The sequence below is a fragment of the Aerococcus mictus genome (assembly GCF_003286595.3).
GTDB classification, from domain to species: Bacteria; Bacillota; Bacilli; order Lactobacillales; family Aerococcaceae; genus Aerococcus; species Aerococcus mictus.
In genome coordinates this window covers 1,599,408-1,616,947 of sequence record NZ_CP132985.1, presented here as the reverse complement: position 1 = coordinate 1,616,947, position 17,540 = coordinate 1,599,408, and the positions used below count along the sequence as shown (strand labels likewise).

The following is a 17,540-nucleotide window of genomic DNA, read 5'->3' as shown; positions in this document are numbered from 1 at the left end:
CTAAGAAGCTTTCGGTAAAACTAGCGGGTCTTTCTTATTAAAATTAGCCAACAAAAAAAGAGTCTGTCTAAAGTGACAAACTCTCTCTTCTTGATTCTTAATCTTCGTAACCGTTAGGGCAGGTTTCTTGCCAGTGCCAGGAGTCCCGACACATATCAGCTAAATCTTCTTCTGCTTCCCAACCTAGTAATTCTTTAGCGTAGGAGGGGTCAGCATAACATTCAGCCACATCACCAGCCCGGCGTTCGTCAATAACATAAGGAAGCTCAACTTGGTTGACTTCTTGGAAGGTATTGACTAAGTCCAGAACGGAATAGCCTTGACCGGTGCCTAAGTTGACAATTTCAAGGCCTTGATGTTTATTGGCATAGTCGATAGCTGCAACGTGGCCCTTAGCCAAGTCAACCACGTGGAGGTAATCGCGGACTCCAGTACCATCATGGGTATCGTAATCATTACCAAAAACATGTAATTTTTCTAACTTACCAATGGCTACTTGGGTGATATAAGGCATGATGTTATTAGGGACGCCTTGGGGGTCTTCACCAATCAGGCCGCTTTCGTGGGCTCCGATAGGGTTGAAGTAGCGTAAGATCATAATAGACCAGTCAGGATAAGCCTTGTAGGTATCTTTTAAAATTTGTTCGCCCATGACCTTACTATAGCCGTATGGATTGGTAGCACTGGTTGGTAAGTCTTCGGTTAGGGGGGAGACATTATTCATCCCATAGACCGTGGCACTTGAAGAATAGACAAATTCCTTCACATCAAATTCCTTCATCACTTTTAATACTTGAAGGAGTCCACCCATATTATTGTGATAGTAGTCAATTGGTTTTTCAACGGATTCACCGACCGCTTTAAAGGCTGCATAGTGAATGACAGCATCGATGGATTCTTTTTCAAAGATTTGGCGTAAGGCATCTCCATCTAAGATATTTGCTTCGTAGAAAGTCGGACGCTTACCAGCAATTTTTTCGATCCGGTCAAGAACGGTTGGCTTACTATTAGAGAAGTCATCGACAATAACAACTTCATAGCCAGAGTTGATTAATTCAATAACGGTATGCGAACCAATATAGCCCGCTCCGCCTGTAACTAAAATGGACATAAGTCTCTCCTTTATTCATTTAATTACTTGGTAAAATTCACTGATTAGCCTTATTATACCATTGAAATGGAGGGCTTCTTTCAAAGATTTTTTTAAATATTACTAGAAAAATTAAGAATAAAAAATAGCTGAGAAGAGCCATCCCAGCTATTTAATCGTTCTATTTTGTTTTTAAAGTTTTAATCTCAGGTAGGAGTAGGTTAAGAATAATCCCTACCATAGCAGCCAGGGCGGTTCCAGAAAGGGTAAAGGCACCTAATTTAAGCACTGCGCCTCCTAGACCGAGAACTAACATGGCACTGGCGATAACCAGGTTACGGACTTGGTTGAAGTTTACCCGGGCTTCAATGAGGACTTTGAGGCCGTTACTTGCAATGACCCCATAAAGGAGGATAGACATGCCACCGAGGACAGCTGCTGGAATGGTTGAAATGAGGGCGGTGAATTTACCCAAGCAACTGAGCATGATCGCCAAGAGAGCGGCATTACGGATAACGGAAACCGAAGCCACTCGGGTGAGGCCAATAACCCCAGTATTTTCCCCGTAAGTGGTATTGGCAGGTCCACCTAGGAAGGCAGAAACCGAGGTCGCAATCCCGTCACCCATCAAGGTCCGGTGGAGACCAGGATTCTTGAGAAATTGACGGCCGCAAATTTCACTTAAAACGGTATGGTCACCAATATGTTCAGAAATGGTAACTACCGCCACTGGTAAAATGGCAATGGCTTCTGGACCAAAGTTAAGTTGGTAGCTATTAAAGAATGGCGTCTTAAAAGGTAAATAGAAATCAGGAATTTCAAACCAAGCGGCGTCAGCTACTGGACTAATATCGACTAGTCCTAGGCAGGCAGCAACAATATAACCCCCAACTAAACCAATCAAGAAAGGAATCACTCGAATAAATCCCCGTCCATAAACATTAACAAAGGCACAGATCAGGAAGGTGATTAGGGCGGTCAACATTTGTTGCCAGGTCCCGTCCGGAGTGAATCCTGCGTTGGTGACAGCAGATGAGGATAGACTCAAACCGATGACAATGATCATTGGACCGATAACAATTGGAGGCAGGAGGCGGTCAATCCAGCTACTCCCTAACATTTTAACCAAAAGAGCCACTAAGACATAGATTCCGCCGGCTAGCATGACCCCAGTTTGAGCCGCAGAAATATCGCCACCTAACTGCTCGATAGCGTGGGCCATAGCGCCAATGAAGGCAAAGGATGAGCCCAGATAAACAGGCACCTTATTTTGGGTGGCAAAGTGGTAGATTAAGGTACCAATCCCACTACAGAAGAGAGCAACCGATACCGGTAGACCTAAGATTAAGGGAACCAGAATGGTTGCACCGAACATAGCGAAGACGTGTTGGAAACTTAGGAGCAATCCCTCACCACGTGGGGGCCGATCCTCAATGTCGTAATTCATTTTCATTAAATTTTCTGCTGATGTCATAGTATCTCCTTCCAAAAATCCTCAAGGGAAATTCCCTAAGCTAAAATAAAGCGGCTAATTTAGCCCAAATCTTCGAAATTATACACCAATTCTTCAGCCTTGACAAGGGCTTAGCTAAGAAAATCAAGCGTTAATGAATAAGAATAAGCATTTGTCCTCCTACCAATAATCTTGTATACTAATAAAGAATGAGAATTATTGTCTATTATTGAGGAGTGGCAAGATGAAAATTGGTCAAATAATTAAAGAACAACGTGAGTTAAATAATATTTCCCAAGGACAATTGGCGAGTTATCTAAAAACCACCCAACAAACAGTGTCTAATTGGGAGAATAATAAAAGCTATCCCAACGTGGAAAACTTAATATTACTATCATCGATTTTTGATCAACCGATGGAAGAATTGTTAAATGAGGATATCCAGGATATTTCTGAAGCAACCGGCCGGGTGATTCCAACGCGTTTGGATGATGAAGAAGTGAAGCGCTTTAACTGGAGCCATCTCTTACTCGGTTTTGGAGCAGGCTGCTTAGTGACCTATTTGCTCAGTCACTTAGGCCAAGAAGACTAGTGCTTTTGTAACCCTACAAGTGCTTTGATTAATTAACTTTTTAGTCCATGTCAAGCGCTTATATCTATTGGTTGGCTTTTCGATTTTCCCATGTTTTCTTGATGGGTTCACTTTGCTGAGAATTTATAAATATTTGAGATAGCTCGTCCAAAGTTTATATCTATGCATTATCTTATGATTTATGTATAATATAAATATAGGATATATGTTTATTAAAAATATTATGATGAGTTGTGTGAAATATTTAGGAGGGGATGAATATGGATACGCATAGAGAAGACCTATCCCTTGATGAAAAAAATATTGCAAGACAACAAGCAAGTATTAAGGCTTCTGATGTGTTGCTAAAAATCCGTCAAGAAAAGGGGCTATCCCAGGCTCAATTAGCGGATATTTCTGGGCGTAAGCAAAGTTATATCTCACGGGTTGAATCACGTCAACAAAATATTAGTTTAGGTACCCTACAAGAAATTGTTAATGCTGTAGGTGGCCATCTCGTTGTCGATGTGCACTTCTAAAACTGATATCAAAGACGGAATAGCTAGGTGCGTAAGACCTTGAAACAACAAATAACTAGAATTTAATCTAGGGATTTGTTGTTTTTTAATACTTCAAAATGATATGCTTGCTTGTTAGATATTCAACGACCATTATGTAAAGGCAGAAGGAATGCTCAAAGAGAACTAGACAAACAGGGGCCCCTTTGTAAAAGTAGGGTAAATTTTAGGTAAAAAGGCGGATGTAAGCGTTTAAAAATAAGTTTTGTAAATTCCTGGTAAAAAATGGATTAGCTTTAAGTAAAGATAGTCTTTACTGGAAGAATATATGCTATCTTAAAAATGGTTTCTCAATAACTGAGAACTAATACAATGAAGGAGTACCAGAAATGTTGGAAAACATGTCGCTAACGTCTTGCCATATGTCCCCGTCTCAAGTGGGAGAAGATCCCGCTGCTGTAAATACCAGTGAGGCCCAATCTATAGAGTCACTAGCAAAGTCGACCCTAGCTAATGAGGCCCCAGAAGCCACTCGGTCATCTGACAATTCTTCCCTTATTTCAAATAAGGATAGTGACTATTGCCAGCACTATGCCTTGAATTTACCGCATAAGTACCTTTCTTTAGTGGAGGCTGACGACCTGATTAGAGCCTATCGGATAGCTCAGGAAGTTCCGCGGAGTATCGGGCATTTTCGTGAGGATACCCTCATGGTTTTAGAAGTCAAAGGCCGTTTGCTGAAAAATCACACAGATAAAGCCTATTTAAAGGGGTCTTTGATCTTAACCAGTGAGGGCTTCTTGTACCGGAGTCAGTGTACTTTGGACCAATTATTAAAATCAACCCTAAAAACGCAAATGACTGATCGGTTGGTTCAAGAACCAGTAGACCTGGGAAATACTTGGCTTAGGCCTTTCTTTCTGGGGAAGCACTTATTGATGCCTCTGCGCTATCGCAACCAAAATTTTCACGGCTACTTAAACCTCAACTTGGTGAAATACTTTCACTTCTTCCCGGTAGGGGGTCGACCGGTGACCATTGAAACGGTTGCATCGACTTCCTTAGTTTTACCGGTTAAAAATGTACAAATCAAAGCCCAACTTGAATTTGCCTACCACTTGTGGCAGAGTTATTATCTAGACCTCCTATCGAATCCTTTAATCGAAGATCCGATAGAGAAAATGCAGTCTTATTTATTTTTCAAAGAATATTATCAAGAACAGCAAAGTGAAAAAAGTCTGATCTAGAGCAATTATTGAAATCTAGCTCAGACTAAGCGTATGGAATGGTGAAAACATGCTAGAAGATAATCAACCAGTAAAATTAAGTGAGATCAGTCCAGAGAAAAAGTCCCGCTCAAAAAAAGTCAGAGCCTTAGCCGATGAAAGTGATCAGCTGACCAGGCCAAAAAGAAAGGCTAAAAAAACCGGTTTTCGTTCTAGAAAAGCAGTCACCTCCTCTGACCCAGAAGGCTTAGACCAAGACCAGGAGAGCGTTTTAGCAGGCAAGATTACCATGATCGAAGCCCAAAAACGTCATAAGAAACGTTATAATGTCTATCTTGACGGCGACTTTGTTTTTGGAATTAGTGAAGACACCCTAGTCCGTTATGCTCTGTCTAAGGGGCAGTACTTAAGCCAAGAGGAAAGCAAAAATATCCTGGCCAGTGAACGCGATAACCGGGCTTATCAGATTGCCCTAAACTATTTAAGCCACAGTTTACGGTCTAAAAAGCAAGTTAGCCAACGTTTAGCTAAGGAAGACTATTCCCAAGCGACTATTGATAAGGTCATGGGAAAATTGGAAGATTTATCCCTAGTTAACGACCTCTATTACGGCCAGTCCTATACCCGAACGGCTAAGACTATCAACCGAAAAGGCCCCAAGGTGATTGCTATGGAACTGAAGGAAAAGGGGCTTAGTGAAGACATCATTGACCAAGCCTTGTTGGAGTATAGTGAGGCTGATCAAATGGAAAATGCTCAACACTTGGCTAAAAAGAAGTTACCTAGCTTACTTAGAAAGAATTCCAACCTAAAGGCACGGGAGAAATTACAGCAATTTCTCTATAAGAAGGGCTACAATAATGACTTAATTAGCCAAGTTTTATCCCAACTAAAAGAGTCTGACCAGCTCGACCGTGATGAGGGTGCGGCGTTAAATAAGTATTTTAAGCGCTATTGGAAGAAGTACCGGAATTTGGATGAGAAAGAACGACGTTTCAAAGTAAAAACCATGCTTTTTGGCCGTGGCTTTAAGAGTGAAGCCATCGATGCGGCTATAAGGCAGGCAGAGGAAGAAGGAGAACTGTGAGCGGAAGTAATCAAGATTTTTCCCCTAAGGATTGGATCGGTCAATCAGCCATTGTTGATTTAGGACCGACCATCGAGGGAGTTGAAGTCTGGGGAGAACAAACCAACCAAGCTTTTCGAAAAACCTTGTTTGATTGGTATGATAGGGAGGGCCGCCACTTGCCTTGGCGGGAAAGTAAGGACCCTTACCGGATTTGGATATCAGAGATTATGTTGCAGCAAACCCAGGTCAATACTGTTATTCCTTACTACCAACGCTTTTTACAAGCCTTTCCCACTGTCGTGGACCTGGCAGCGGCAGAAGAAGATGACTTACTGAAACTTTGGGCCGGACTAGGTTATTACTCTAGAGCTAAAAACCTCCACAAAGCGGCCCAGGAGATTGTGAATGACTATGGCGGTCGATTTCCCCAAACCGCTAAGGAATTGAAGAAACTTTCCGGGATTGGACCTTATACGGCTGGCGCCATTGCTTCTATTGCATTTGGTCAGGCCGTACCCGCCATCGATGGAAATGCCATGCGAGTTTTCAGCCGCCTCTTTACCATTAATGCTGACATCAGCCGGCAAAAGAACCACGCTATCTTCCGTGAAGTAGTGGCTTATGTGATGGGCGATGAACGGCCCGGCGACTTCAACCAAGCTCTGATGGACTTGGGCAGTAGTTACGAAACCGCTAAGAAGCCCTTGAGTGATATTAGTCCTATCAAAGACTTTAACCTAGCTACCTTAACCGGGACCGAGTTGGATTATCCGGTGAAATTATCCAAAACCAAATCCAAAACCATTCACTACCAAGCACTCTTGCTGGAGAATAGTCAAGGCCAGTATCTGATTGAAAAGCGTCCCAGCCAGGGTCTCTTGGCTAATTTGTGGACGGTTCCGCTTTTTGAAGTGGCTAACCAAGAAGAAGCTGACCAGCAAGGGGGAGAAGAGCGCCAGCCTTACCAAAACCTGGTTGCTGAAGCAGAGGCAGTTTACGATCTTAGACCAGTCGTAATGAAAAAATCCATCGGCCATGTCCGCCATGTCTTTTCTCACCGACTCTGGGAGATTGATCTCTACTATGCTAAATTATCTCCCGCAGCCGAAAAAGGCTGGCAAGACCAAGAAGATAATGATTGGGTTTTCTTGCATGACCTTAACCACCATGCCTATCCTACCGTCCAAATGAAGATTTGGCAGGCCTTAAAAGATTATCTTGATCTATGAGAGTGTGACGGGTGCGCTAAAGATCGATAGCACTGGAGCTAAAGAGCAAAAATTCTTGAAAAGAATTTCTTGCACTTTAGTGAAGTGGAGATCGATCTGCACCCGGAACAGGTTTGAGAAGGATGTGAGGACGTTGCTAAAGTCTTGAATTGCTGGAGGAAAATACCATAAGCACAGAATAACTGTGCGTTGGAATTTTCTGAAGCAACTTCAAGACTGGCGTCCGAACTCAACTAGAAAGTGCGACAAGCGCGCCAAAAGGCAAGCATTCGCTAAAAAAACTAGTAATGTTCAGCTTAGTTAAGTTGCATAATAAAAAAAACGTCGACCACTCTATGGTGTCGACGTTTTTTTATCAAGACTTTAATCACTTGAAAAGATATAGCGTATGACGCTATCTGCTTAATCATCACAGTCTGATGATCTTATTACGACTGAATCCGCTTTTTCTTCTTATACTTGTAGCTTTTCTTCCGTCGCTTACGACGTTGGGTCAGCTGACAGTAGCGTTCGTACCAGAGATCGACATAAGGTTTAGAAAAGGGACCTCTTTCTTCCTCGATCCAGCGTACTAACTCTTTGAGATGGCTTTTAATGATTATATCTAATTCTTTAGAATAATGCATTTCATGACCATGCTCTAAATACTCGTCAATATCTAACAGGCGTTTTTCCCCATCAGGGAAAATTTTAATATCTAAATCATAGTCGATATACTTCAAGGCTTCTTCATCAATGACATAAGGAGAAGCTAGGTTACTATAATATGAGACACCGTTCTGCCTTAACATGGTGACAATATTGAACCAATATTTTTTATGAAAATAGAGTAAAGCGGGTTCACGTGTCACCCAACGGCGACCATCAGATTCGGTAACGAGGGTGTGGTCGTTACAAGCAATAATACTTTGTTCGCTTGTTTTTAGGACCAAACAATCGCGCCATGTTCGATGGAGTGAGCCGTCATGTTTATAACTTTTGACTGTGATGAATTCTCCTTCTTTTGGATGATACATCACATGACCTACTTTCTTCACTTGGAAAAACCAAAGTCAAAAATAGTATAACATAGCTTAAGGAATAGTGTATAGGTAAAATATTTTTTTCTCGTTTTTGGAGCAGTCTCATGTTACAATCTTTTAAGAAGAAGGAGAGGAGCAAGTTAGATGAACACATCTAGAGATCAACAGCGTAAGATAGCTATTATTGCGACAATAATTACTGTCCTCTTAGTGGCTGCTTTTTACCTGATTGGTAAGCAAAGACAAACAGGGCAAAATAATGTCGCCTATGAGTCAAAAAGCCAAGCAAGTAGCCAGGTGGAAAGTCAAGCGCCTAAAGCCAGTGACCATAGCCAGGCGGCCAAGCGCTTTGAAGACAAGCGCCAAGAAGCGACTCTTAGTGATTATTTAGCCTATATTAACCAAGCAGGAACCCAAGCCAAAGTGGCTACGGTTAAGGTTCAAGGAGAAAGTGACCAATGGCTAAGCGAGCACATTAAGGCCAAAGGCCAAGCAGCAGACTTAGATTTAAATGTTCAAGCTTATGACTATGCAGGCCACAGCAGCCAGTCCTTATTAACGAGTGACCTGGTTGACCAGGTGGCTAAGGAAAAACCACATTTATTAATCCTTCCTTTGACCAGTGAAGTGGACTTTGCCCAAGGGAGAAGCCTTGAAGATACCCTGGTTAATTTGAAACAAGTCTATGGCCATCTACGGATTGCTTCCCCAGAAACTAATATTGTTTTCCTGGCTTTACCATCTTATAGTGAAGCGGCTAATGGCCAGGGCACATACGGAAGTTTCTTAGTCCGCTTAATTCAAGCCTTAGAAGAGTCACATATAAATATCATGGACCTCAATAAGGCTTTCGAGGCGAAGAACTTTGACCCTGAGAAGATCTATAACCAAGAGACAGGTCTATTCAATGACCAAGGCTTTAAAGCATTAGCAGATCTCTTTGGTCAAGCCTTGCAGGAAGAACACTTTGACCTAAGTCACGGCTTCCAAGGCAAAAATGATGACAAGGCTGCCTTAGAAGAATCCATGGCTAAGGAAAGTCAAAGTATTAGAGATAAGAAGAAGGCGGAGGCTCAAGAAGCCCAAGCGGCCCAAGCTGAGGCTGAAGCAGCGGCTGCTCGTCAAAGTCAAGCCGCTGAGTCACAAAGGCAAGAAGAGGCCAAGCAAAGAGAAGCAGCTCAAGCGGAAGCGGACCGTCAAGCTCAAGCAGCCCAAAGACAACAACAGCAACAGCAGTCCCAAGTGGCCCCTAACCAACAACCAGCCAATGGCCAAGGACAGGCCCCAGCTCCTCAAGTGCCAGCTGCTGGGAATAATAATCCAGCCCCGGCCAACCCCTATGGTGGACAGGGACAATAGTTTAATTCTTGTGTCAGTCATTTTGAGCGCGGTTTTAACAGTAGCAGTCAGCTCTAGCTAGCAATTAGTTGAGAGCTGACTGCTTTTTTTATGGCCTGTTTCAATAGCCAAGATAGCTAAATACGCCCATCCTGGTTATAATGAAGGAGAAGATGAGTGAGTAAGAAGCATACGAAGAGGTTATTAAGTGAAAAATCAATTAGAAGAACGTTTAGATAAAATCCTCCAGGGGATCCCTCCCCAAGGCTCTAGCTTAGACCAAGCCATGGATGACCTGGTCAGAGATCCAGAATTCGATGACTGTTTTGCTAGTCAAGCCCGGTTAGGGGCTAACTACCGGCCAGAAGCGACTAGTTTTCGACTTTGGGCGCCCCTGGCCAGTGAAGTCAGCCTGCTCATTTACCAGGACTTATATAGTAATCGACAAGCCCAATATCCTATGCAACGTCAAGCACGAGGTGTTTTTGGTCTAGATCTTCCTGGTGATTGGCACAATACCGCCTATCTTTATAAGGTATCCTTTCCCAATGGGAAGACTAATTTTACGAGAGACCCTTATGCCCTTGGAGCAACTCAGAATAGTCAGCGCAGTGTGGTGGTTGATTTGTCTCGGACTAATCCCACTAATTGGGACCAAGACCGAGCGCCCGCTCTGAAGAGTCTTTCTCAAGCGGTAATTTATGAAGCCAGTGTGAGAGATTTGACTAGTGCGGATAATTCAGGAGTCAAGCCTAAGTGGCGGGGTAAATTTCTGGGTCTCAGTCAAAAAGGGACTAAAACGCCTAAAGGACAGAGTACTGGCCTCGACTACCTAAAGGACTTAGGAATCAGCCACGTCCAGCTCCTGCCCATGGCTGACTTTAAGACGGTAATTGAAGGGATCGAGGATAGCGATAATTATAATTGGGGTTACGATCCTAGCGATTACAATGTTCCTGAAGGTTCTTATGCCACGGATGCTGCTGATCCCATCTGCCGGATTAAAGAAATGAAAACCATGGTCCAATCCCTCCACCAAGCGGGCCTTCGTGTAATTATGGATGTGGTCTACAATCATGTCTATGATTACATAAACCACCCCCTGGAACTGACTGTCCCTAACTATTATTTCCGTCGTGACCCCGATGGCACCATTAGTAATGGGACGGGTGTGGGAAATGATACCGCCTCAGAAAGAAAGATGATGCGAGAGTATATTGTCCGCTCGGTATGCTACTGGGCCACGGAGTACCACGTTGATGGTTTTCGCTTTGACTTAATGGGAATCCATGACGTCAAGACCATGAATCAAGTCCGCCAAGCTTTAGATGCCATTGATCCAAGTATCCTTATCTTAGGAGAAGGTTGGAACTTAGGAACCTACCTGCCCGATGAAGACAAGGCTTGCCTAGTCAATGCTTATAAGACTCCTCGGATTGCCTATTTTGACGACCATTTTCGTGACAGTGTCAAGGGGTCTGACCAAGGGGAGGGTATGGATACCGGTTATGCCAGTGGTAAGTTTTCTGTGGAGCGGACGCTCTTAGCCAGTTTTTTGGGTGGGGAGCGGTTGAATAAGTTGGCTATTAACGTCAAGTCGCCCCTGCAATTGGTTAAATATGTGGCTGCCCATGATAACTGGACTCTATGGGATAAACTAGCCATTACTCATAGCTTTGAAAGTCATGCCAAGCGGCAAAAGCGGCAACTGCTCGCCAATAGCCTTGTCCTCTTAAGTCAAGGGATCCCCTTCTTGCATGCCGGCCAGGAATTCTTCCGGACTAAGCAAGGTGTCCGTAATTCTTACCGCCATGGGGATCGTATCAACAAGATTGACTGGTCCTTGCGCGATAAATACCGGAATGCCGTGGACTATTTGAGTGATCTGATTGCTTTTCGCCAGGCTCACCCAGTCTTTCACTTGTCTGCTTTCAAAAGCATTGACCAGGCAGTGGAGGTTTTGAAGGCAGATTTTCAAATTATTGCTCTTCTTTACCATGAAGAAGGCGCTGATTACCTGCTGGTATTTAATGGACAGACCAATACCATTCGTTTTACCTTACCAGAGGGTGATTGGCAGCTTTTGGCAAAAGACTATCATTTTCTCGCTGCCGATGAAGAGAAGCCTTTGTTAAGTAATGAACATCCCCTTGTCGTTGAGGAACTGTCACTAAGTATTTTGAAACAGCAAGGATCAGAAAAATCTTAGCTAATTTATTGATTAAAAGAAAAACTCGAGCCTATCATTGTCAGGTCATTTACCGACTGATCAGCTCGAGTCTTTTTAACTATCTAATTTATCTTTTAAGGCGTAATGGTCATGGTCTTCTTCGTGATGGGTATGGTAGGAGCGAACCAGGGTATTGAGATGGATGAGAGAACTCTCGACCTTGATCATGGCTCCGGTGATTAAGATTAAGGAGTTGCTCTTTTCAATCCGGTAGTTCAAGGATTCTGTTTCTGAACCTCGGTTGAGGTCGGTTTCTTTGATGATATGATTCATCAACTCCTGGCGGCGCATCTTAGTAGGCTGGAAGAAGTTCACCTCAGCCGGTGAGATGCGGCCGTCAAATTTAAGGAAGATCTGCTCATGGGCGGCACAGAGGGTTTCAATCCGCTCACGTATTTGAATCCGCAGGTCATCATCAATCACAAAGAGAATATTGGTATGGGTGTGGATAGTATGGAGTAAATTAGTCATATCTAATAAAGATTGGATGAAGCTCCGATAAACCACTAACTGCCGTTTTCTTGATACCCTGCGACTGGCAAACCAAATGGGTTCTTCTTTAGAAAGTTGGAAGAGATCGCGAATATAGTTGATCCGCTTATAGGCCCAGTCCAAGTCTGAAGTCAGGGAAGAATACTCACCATTTTTTCTCAAGATGGCTCGTAGTCGAATCAATACTTCTGAAGAGGTGTCCGAAATTTCCTTGTAGAGGACGTTGTCATACTTAGGTGGCATGATAAAGACATTCACCAAGAAGGAGATCACCACACCGAGGATGTTTTCAATCACCCGGGAAGTCGCAATGCCGATTAAGTCATTGACGTTATCGACAGGCTGTAGCATGATGATAACGACGGTAATTGTGGCCAGGGAGATCACGTCTTGGAGTTGAATGGCATTCATAATAGCGATAAAAATAATGACGGTCAGACCAACCACAATGGGACTATTTCCAAAGAAGTAAGACATGACCACGGCGGTTAAGCCACCTAAGAAAGCAGCAGCTCCCCGCCTAAATAGGGTATACCAGGTTTTTTTAACGGATTGTTGCAGTCCTAGAACCGCAACAAATGTTGGTTGCATAATCTCAATATGGGGTAGGAGGCTAGAGATAACCATGGCTAGCATGACGCCAATGCCGGTTTTTATCGTGCGAGCACCTAATTTCATTGGTTTTTAATCGTCCTTTTCTATTTTAATCGATACCATTAAGACCTTGAATTACTATATAGCATAGCATGATTTTCTTCAATAAGCATAAGTGAGAATTTTAACAACTTAAGGGAAAAATATGATATTTTACAGGCTTTCAATTATAATTAGCTAAAGGGCTGATGGAAAGGAAGACAACACATGGATTATGAGCAATTATATGTCGATGCGGTCGCTTATTTGCGTGAACGCCGTATTCGCCTAACCTCCCCACGGAAAAAAATACTAAAACATCTGATTGTGGCTGACCATCATCCTACTGCCGAACAAGTCTATCAAGAGCTCTCCCAAGAAGATCAATCGGTGAGTTTAGCAACGGTATATAATACCTTGAATATCTTTACCGATATTAACCTGGTTAAGGAAGTACGTGCCAATGATGGGGCCACCCATTTCGACTTCTTCTTGAAAAAGCACTATCACATCATTTGTCAAAACTGCGGAAAAATCGTCGATGTCTATTATCCCGATGCGGCTAAAGTCGAGCAAGCCCTGACTGAAGTGGAAGACTATGCGGTAGAGGCTACTCAATTTGAAATTACCGGCCACCACCTAGAGTTTTACGGAATCTGTCCTGACTGCCAAGGCATCAACTAGATGTGCTTTAGAAAGTCTCGATTTATGATGGAAAAATAAAAAAGGCTATCCTGGGATAGCCCTTCTTGCTGCAAGTAGCTAATTTTCTGTTGGAAATTGAGTTCTATGTGCGCGGCTAACTGGCTTACTTGCCCTTGGCTTTTTGGCAAGCAGCAATGACAGCTTCCATGGCAGCGGTTCGTAAGCCTTTTTCCTCTGCCTTACGAACGCATTCAATGGAGGTGCCAGCAGGTGAGCAGACGGCATCCTTTAGTTGACCGGGGTGTTGGCCAGTTTCTACGACCATAGCGGCAGCTCCCAAGACGGTTTGGGCGGCTAAGTTTTGAGCTTGAGACCGGGGAAGACCTTGTTGACATCCGGCGTCTGCCATGGCTTCGATCAGCATGTAGACAATGGTTGGGCTAGAGCCAGACAGTCCCGTGATGGTTGCAAATTGGTCTTCACTGACTTCAGCAACTAAGCCTAGCCCTTGGAATAAGTCTTTAACTGCTTGATAGTCCTTAGCGGAGACCTGGTCATTAGCGGTCATCGCAATCACCCCTTGGCCGATTTTTACGGCAGTGTTTGGCATGATGCGGACAAGCGCTTGTTCTTTACCAAGGATTGCCGCTGCTTGTTCTAGACTATAACCAGCTGCTACGGTGACGATAATGGCATCCGCTTTGAGACTGTTCTTGATTTCGTCCAACACCTGGTCCATTAGATAAGGTTTCACTGCCACAATGACGAGGTCAGCAGCCTGGGCACAGGTCTGGTTATCAGTTGAGCAGGCAATGTCAAAATGCTTTGCAACTTTATCTGCGCTGGCTTGGCTAGCAGTAGCGGCCTTAATTTCTAACTGAGCTTGGTGGCCACTGGATTGTAAGCCGGCAATGAGGGCTTGGCCCATATTTCCAGCTCCAATAACGGCAATCGTTTTCATAGATACGCACTCCTATCACTTACAAGTATTTTCTGAAAATATCATAGCAGAAAGGAACCCCTTCATGTGCTCTTCTTTAAAAAATATTTTAACTTCTGCCTATGTCTATCGACAAAGACGCTCACTCAACACATTTGGAATGGTCATAGTTATTCTTGCCCTAAGTCTAGTTTTAACCTTACCCTTTGCTTGGCGCTTTGAGGGGGTAAATAATGAAGTCTTTGACCAAAGTTACCAAGAATTACTAGCCGACTTCCCCAGTCAAAGTGTTGACCAGAAGCTAAAAGACTATGAACTCCAAGAAGGGCAATTAGTTCCCCGAGATGGGGCTAAAGAGAAGAAGGAAAAAATAGATGCGCCAGCAATAAGTATCGGGATTTTACCTGAACTGGAAGAATTAGACACTCTTTTCCTGAATAACCCCTCGGCCTATATCTTTCTAGAAGATATGATGGTCTATCAACCTCGAGAAGGCGATGACTTTTCCGCAGCTTATAATAGAAGCACTCAGGATAAGCTAAGTAGTCAGGACTTACTGGAGCAGTTCTATCAAAACTATCAGAAAAACTATCGTAAGAGCCAGAAATACTTATTCGTCGGCATGCGTCATCTTCTTTTTTTACTTTTTCTTATCCTATATAGCCTATTAGCTACTGTGGTCCTCAACCGCTTGCGGCTAGCTCAGCGCTTGGATTTTTATAATCTGAAGGAATGCTACGGCGCCATTTTACTTTCCTTAATTCTACCTAGCCTCCTGACAAGTCTATGGGGCTACTTTCACTTAAATAATCGTCTAATGGCACTTCTAGTGATCCTATTAAGTATCGGACAGCTCATTATGGCTTATCATTTTACCGGTTTTAAGGAAGAAAACTCGCCCAAATAGAGATAAGACTAGTCATTATTAGGATATGCACAGCTAAGAATAATTAATTATGAAAAAAGTTAGAAAAAAGTTATTGACAATCAATAGGGAACTTGGTATTCTATAAAAGTTGTTTCTCACGAGAAATGATTTGTTCCTTAAAACACTTAAGAAAATAAATCAAAAAACTTGTTGACAAACAACTTAGCGATAAGCTATAATAATTCTTGCTGATCAGATAAAATTGATTGGTAAAACTTAATTGATTAACCAACTTCAACTGCTTCAAAAAAACTTTTAAAAAAGTTGTTGACAAGCGTTTGAAAGCTATGGTATACTAATTAAGTCGCTGTCACAGAAGACAGCGAGATTAGACCTTTGAAAACTGAACAAAGAAGACGAACCAAATGTGTAGGGCATCAACATTTTGTTGATGAACCAACAATTCAAACAATAAGTCTAGACCAGACTATAACTAGTCAGCAAACAATGAGCTATCAACGCTCATGATTCTTTCATGAGAGTTTGATCCTGGCTCAGGACGAACGCTGGCGGCGTGCCTAATACATGCAAGTCGAGCGAACCGACGAAGTGCTTGCACTTCTGACGTTAGCGGCGGACGGGTGAGTAACACGTAAGGAACCTACCGATAAGCGGGGGACAACATCCGGAAACGGATGCTAATACCGCATAGGAAATGTCACCACATGGTGACATTTGGAAAGACGGCTTTGCTGTCACTTATCGATGGCCTTGCGGTGCATTAGCTCGTTGGTGGGGTAACGGCCTACCAAGGCAATGATGCATAGCCGACCTGAGAGGGTAATCGGCCACATTGGGACTGAGACACGGCCCAAACTCCTACGGGAGGCAGCAGTAGGGAATCTTCCGCAATGGGCGCAAGCCTGACGGAGCAACGCCGCGTGAGTGAAGAAGGTTTTCGGATCGTAAAGCTCTGTTGTAAGAGAAGAACAAATTGGAGAGTAACTGCTCCAGTCTTGACGGTATCTTACCAGAAAGCCACGGCTAACTACGTGCCAGCAGCCGCGGTAATACGTAGGTGGCAAGCGTTGTCCGGATTTATTGGGCGTAAAGGGGGCGCAGGCGGTTTCTTAAGTCTGATGTGAAAGCCCACGGCTTAACCGTGGAAGTGCATTGGAAACTGGGGAACTTGAGTACAGAAGAGGAAAGTGGAACTCCATGTGTAGCGGTGGAATGCGTAGATATATGGAAGAACACCAGTGGCGAAGGCGACTTTCTGGTCTGTCACTGACGCTGAGGCCCGAAAGCGTGGGTAGCAAACAGGATTAGATACCCTGGTAGTCCACGCCGTAAACGATGAGTGCTAGGTGTTGGAGGGTTTCCACCCTTCAGTGCCGGAGTTAACGCATTAAGCACTCCGCCTGGGGAGTACGGCCGCAAGGCTGAAACTCAAAGGAATTGACGGGGACCCGCACAAGCGGTGGAGCATGTGGTTTAATTCGAAGCAACGCGAAGAACCTTACCAAGTCTTGACATCCTTTGACCACTCTAGAGATAGAGCTTTCCCTTCGGGGACAAAGTGACAGGTGGTGCATGGTTGTCGTCAGCTCGTGTCGTGAGATGTTGGGTTAAGTCCCGCAACGAGCGCAACCCTTATTGTTAGTTGCCAGCATTCAGTTGGGCACTCTAGCGAGACTGCCGGTGACAAACCGGAGGAAGGCGGGGATGACGTCAAATCATCATGCCCCTTATGACTTGGGCTACACACGTGCTACAATGGATGGTACAACGAGCAGCGACCTTGTGAAAGCAAGCGAATCTCTTAAAGCCATTCTCAGTTCGGATTGTAGTCTGCAACTCGACTACATGAAGCCGGAATCGCTAGTAATCGCGGATCAGCACGCCGCGGTGAATACGTTCCCGGGTCTTGTACACACCGCCCGTCACACCACGAGAGTTTGTAACACCTGAAGTCGGTGAGGTAACCTTTGGAGCCAGCCGCCGAAGGTGGGACAGATGATTGGGGTGAAGTCGTAACAAGGTAGCCGTAGGTGAACCTGCGGCTGGATCACCTCCTTTCTAAGGATATATTCGGAATACATATTTGAGTCTTCTTTGTTTAGTTTTGAGAGGTCTAACTCTCTATTGTTCTTTGAAAACTGAATACTATCATAACATTCCGCATTTCTATTTTTTGCGAGATAGAAATGTCAATA

Annotated in this window: 14 protein-coding genes and 1 rRNA gene; 10 read left to right on the top strand and 5 right to left on the bottom strand. The window is 43.8% G+C overall.

Translation table 11 applies throughout. From position 1 onward, the window contains the following. Positions 1–97 precede the first annotated feature (97 nt). Both galE and DBT49_RS07400 read right to left on the bottom strand, forming a co-directional pair. Entirely contained in the window at positions 98–1,111 is a 1,014-nt protein-coding gene (galE, locus tag DBT49_RS07405; protein ID WP_064292572.1) for a UDP-glucose 4-epimerase GalE, read from the bottom strand. Positions 1,112–1,271: 160 nt separating this feature from the next. Then, positions 1,272–2,543 (bottom strand): uracil-xanthine permease family protein, encoded by a 1,272-nt coding sequence (locus DBT49_RS07400; RefSeq protein ID WP_371653029.1) that lies wholly within the window; start codon positions 2,541–2,543, stop codon positions 1,272–1,274. A 244-nt stretch (positions 2,544–2,787) separates the two neighbouring features. On the opposite strand from DBT49_RS07400, the gene DBT49_RS07395 reads away from it, so the two are divergent. From DBT49_RS07395 to mutY, 5 genes are all read left to right on the top strand, one after another. After that, positions 2,788–3,135, top strand: a complete 348-nt coding sequence (locus DBT49_RS07395; protein WP_060778629.1) for a helix-turn-helix transcriptional regulator — start codon at positions 2,788–2,790, stop codon at positions 3,133–3,135. 260 nt (positions 3,136–3,395) lie between these two features. Beyond that, entirely contained in the window at positions 3,396–3,653 is a 258-nt protein-coding gene (locus DBT49_RS07390; RefSeq protein WP_013669101.1) for a helix-turn-helix domain-containing protein, read from the top strand. A gap of 368 nt (positions 3,654–4,021) precedes the next feature. After that, positions 4,022–4,879 carry a hypothetical protein gene (locus DBT49_RS07385; RefSeq protein WP_070559741.1) on the top strand — a complete coding sequence of 286 codons (858 nt, stop codon included), beginning with the start codon at positions 4,022–4,024 and terminating at the stop codon, positions 4,877–4,879. Positions 4,880–4,928: 49 nt separating this feature from the next. Continuing rightward, on the top strand, positions 4,929–5,945 hold the full coding sequence (locus tag DBT49_RS07380) for a RecX family transcriptional regulator (protein WP_083300494.1): 1,017 nt from the start codon (positions 4,929–4,931) through the stop codon (positions 5,943–5,945). Then, positions 5,942–7,156, top strand: coding sequence for an A/G-specific adenine glycosylase (gene mutY / locus DBT49_RS07375; protein ID WP_083300495.1), 1,215 nt, complete (start codon positions 5,942–5,944; stop codon positions 7,154–7,156). The genes DBT49_RS07380 and mutY overlap by 4 nt, the downstream gene beginning before the upstream one ends. 428 nt (positions 7,157–7,584) lie before the next feature. On the opposite strand, the gene DBT49_RS07370 is transcribed toward mutY, so the two are convergent. Then, a complete protein-coding gene (locus DBT49_RS07370) occupies positions 7,585–8,172 on the bottom strand; it encodes a DUF402 domain-containing protein (RefSeq protein WP_064293535.1) in 588 nt (195 codons plus the stop codon). Positions 8,173–8,322: 150 nt separating this feature from the next. On the opposite strand from DBT49_RS07370, the gene DBT49_RS07365 reads away from it, so the two are divergent. After that, positions 8,323–9,537, top strand: coding sequence for a hypothetical protein (locus DBT49_RS07365; protein WP_111846276.1), 1,215 nt, complete (start codon positions 8,323–8,325; stop codon positions 9,535–9,537). Between the two features lie 187 nt (positions 9,538–9,724). Continuing rightward, entirely contained in the window at positions 9,725–11,725 is a 2,001-nt protein-coding gene (pulA, locus tag DBT49_RS07360; protein WP_070559746.1) for a type I pullulanase, read from the top strand. Positions 11,726–11,800: 75 nt separating this feature from the next. Here the strand turns inward: pulA and DBT49_RS07355 are convergent, their stop codons facing one another. Continuing rightward, positions 11,801–12,916: an FUSC family protein gene (locus DBT49_RS07355; protein ID WP_070559748.1), complete on the bottom strand. Its 1,116-nt coding sequence runs from the start codon at positions 12,914–12,916 to the stop codon at positions 11,801–11,803. Positions 12,917–13,099: 183 nt separating this feature from the next. Here DBT49_RS07355 and DBT49_RS07350 point away from each other — a divergent pair, with 183 nt between their 5' ends. After that, a complete protein-coding gene (locus DBT49_RS07350; RefSeq protein WP_070559750.1) occupies positions 13,100–13,555 on the top strand; it encodes a Fur family transcriptional regulator in 456 nt (151 codons plus the stop codon). Between the two features lie 124 nt (positions 13,556–13,679). Here the strand turns inward: DBT49_RS07350 and proC are convergent, their stop codons facing one another. Further along, a complete protein-coding gene (proC, locus tag DBT49_RS07345) occupies positions 13,680–14,477 on the bottom strand; it encodes a pyrroline-5-carboxylate reductase (protein ID WP_070559752.1) in 798 nt (265 codons plus the stop codon). Between the two features lie 64 nt (positions 14,478–14,541). Here proC and DBT49_RS07340 point away from each other — a divergent pair, with 64 nt between their 5' ends. Continuing rightward, positions 14,542–15,363 (top strand): hypothetical protein, encoded by an 822-nt coding sequence (locus DBT49_RS07340; RefSeq protein WP_070559754.1) that lies wholly within the window; start codon positions 14,542–14,544, stop codon positions 15,361–15,363. A gap of 492 nt (positions 15,364–15,855) precedes the next feature. After that, positions 15,856–17,403: ribosomal RNA gene (locus DBT49_RS07335) — 16S ribosomal RNA — on the top strand. Positions 17,404–17,540 lie beyond the last annotated feature (137 nt).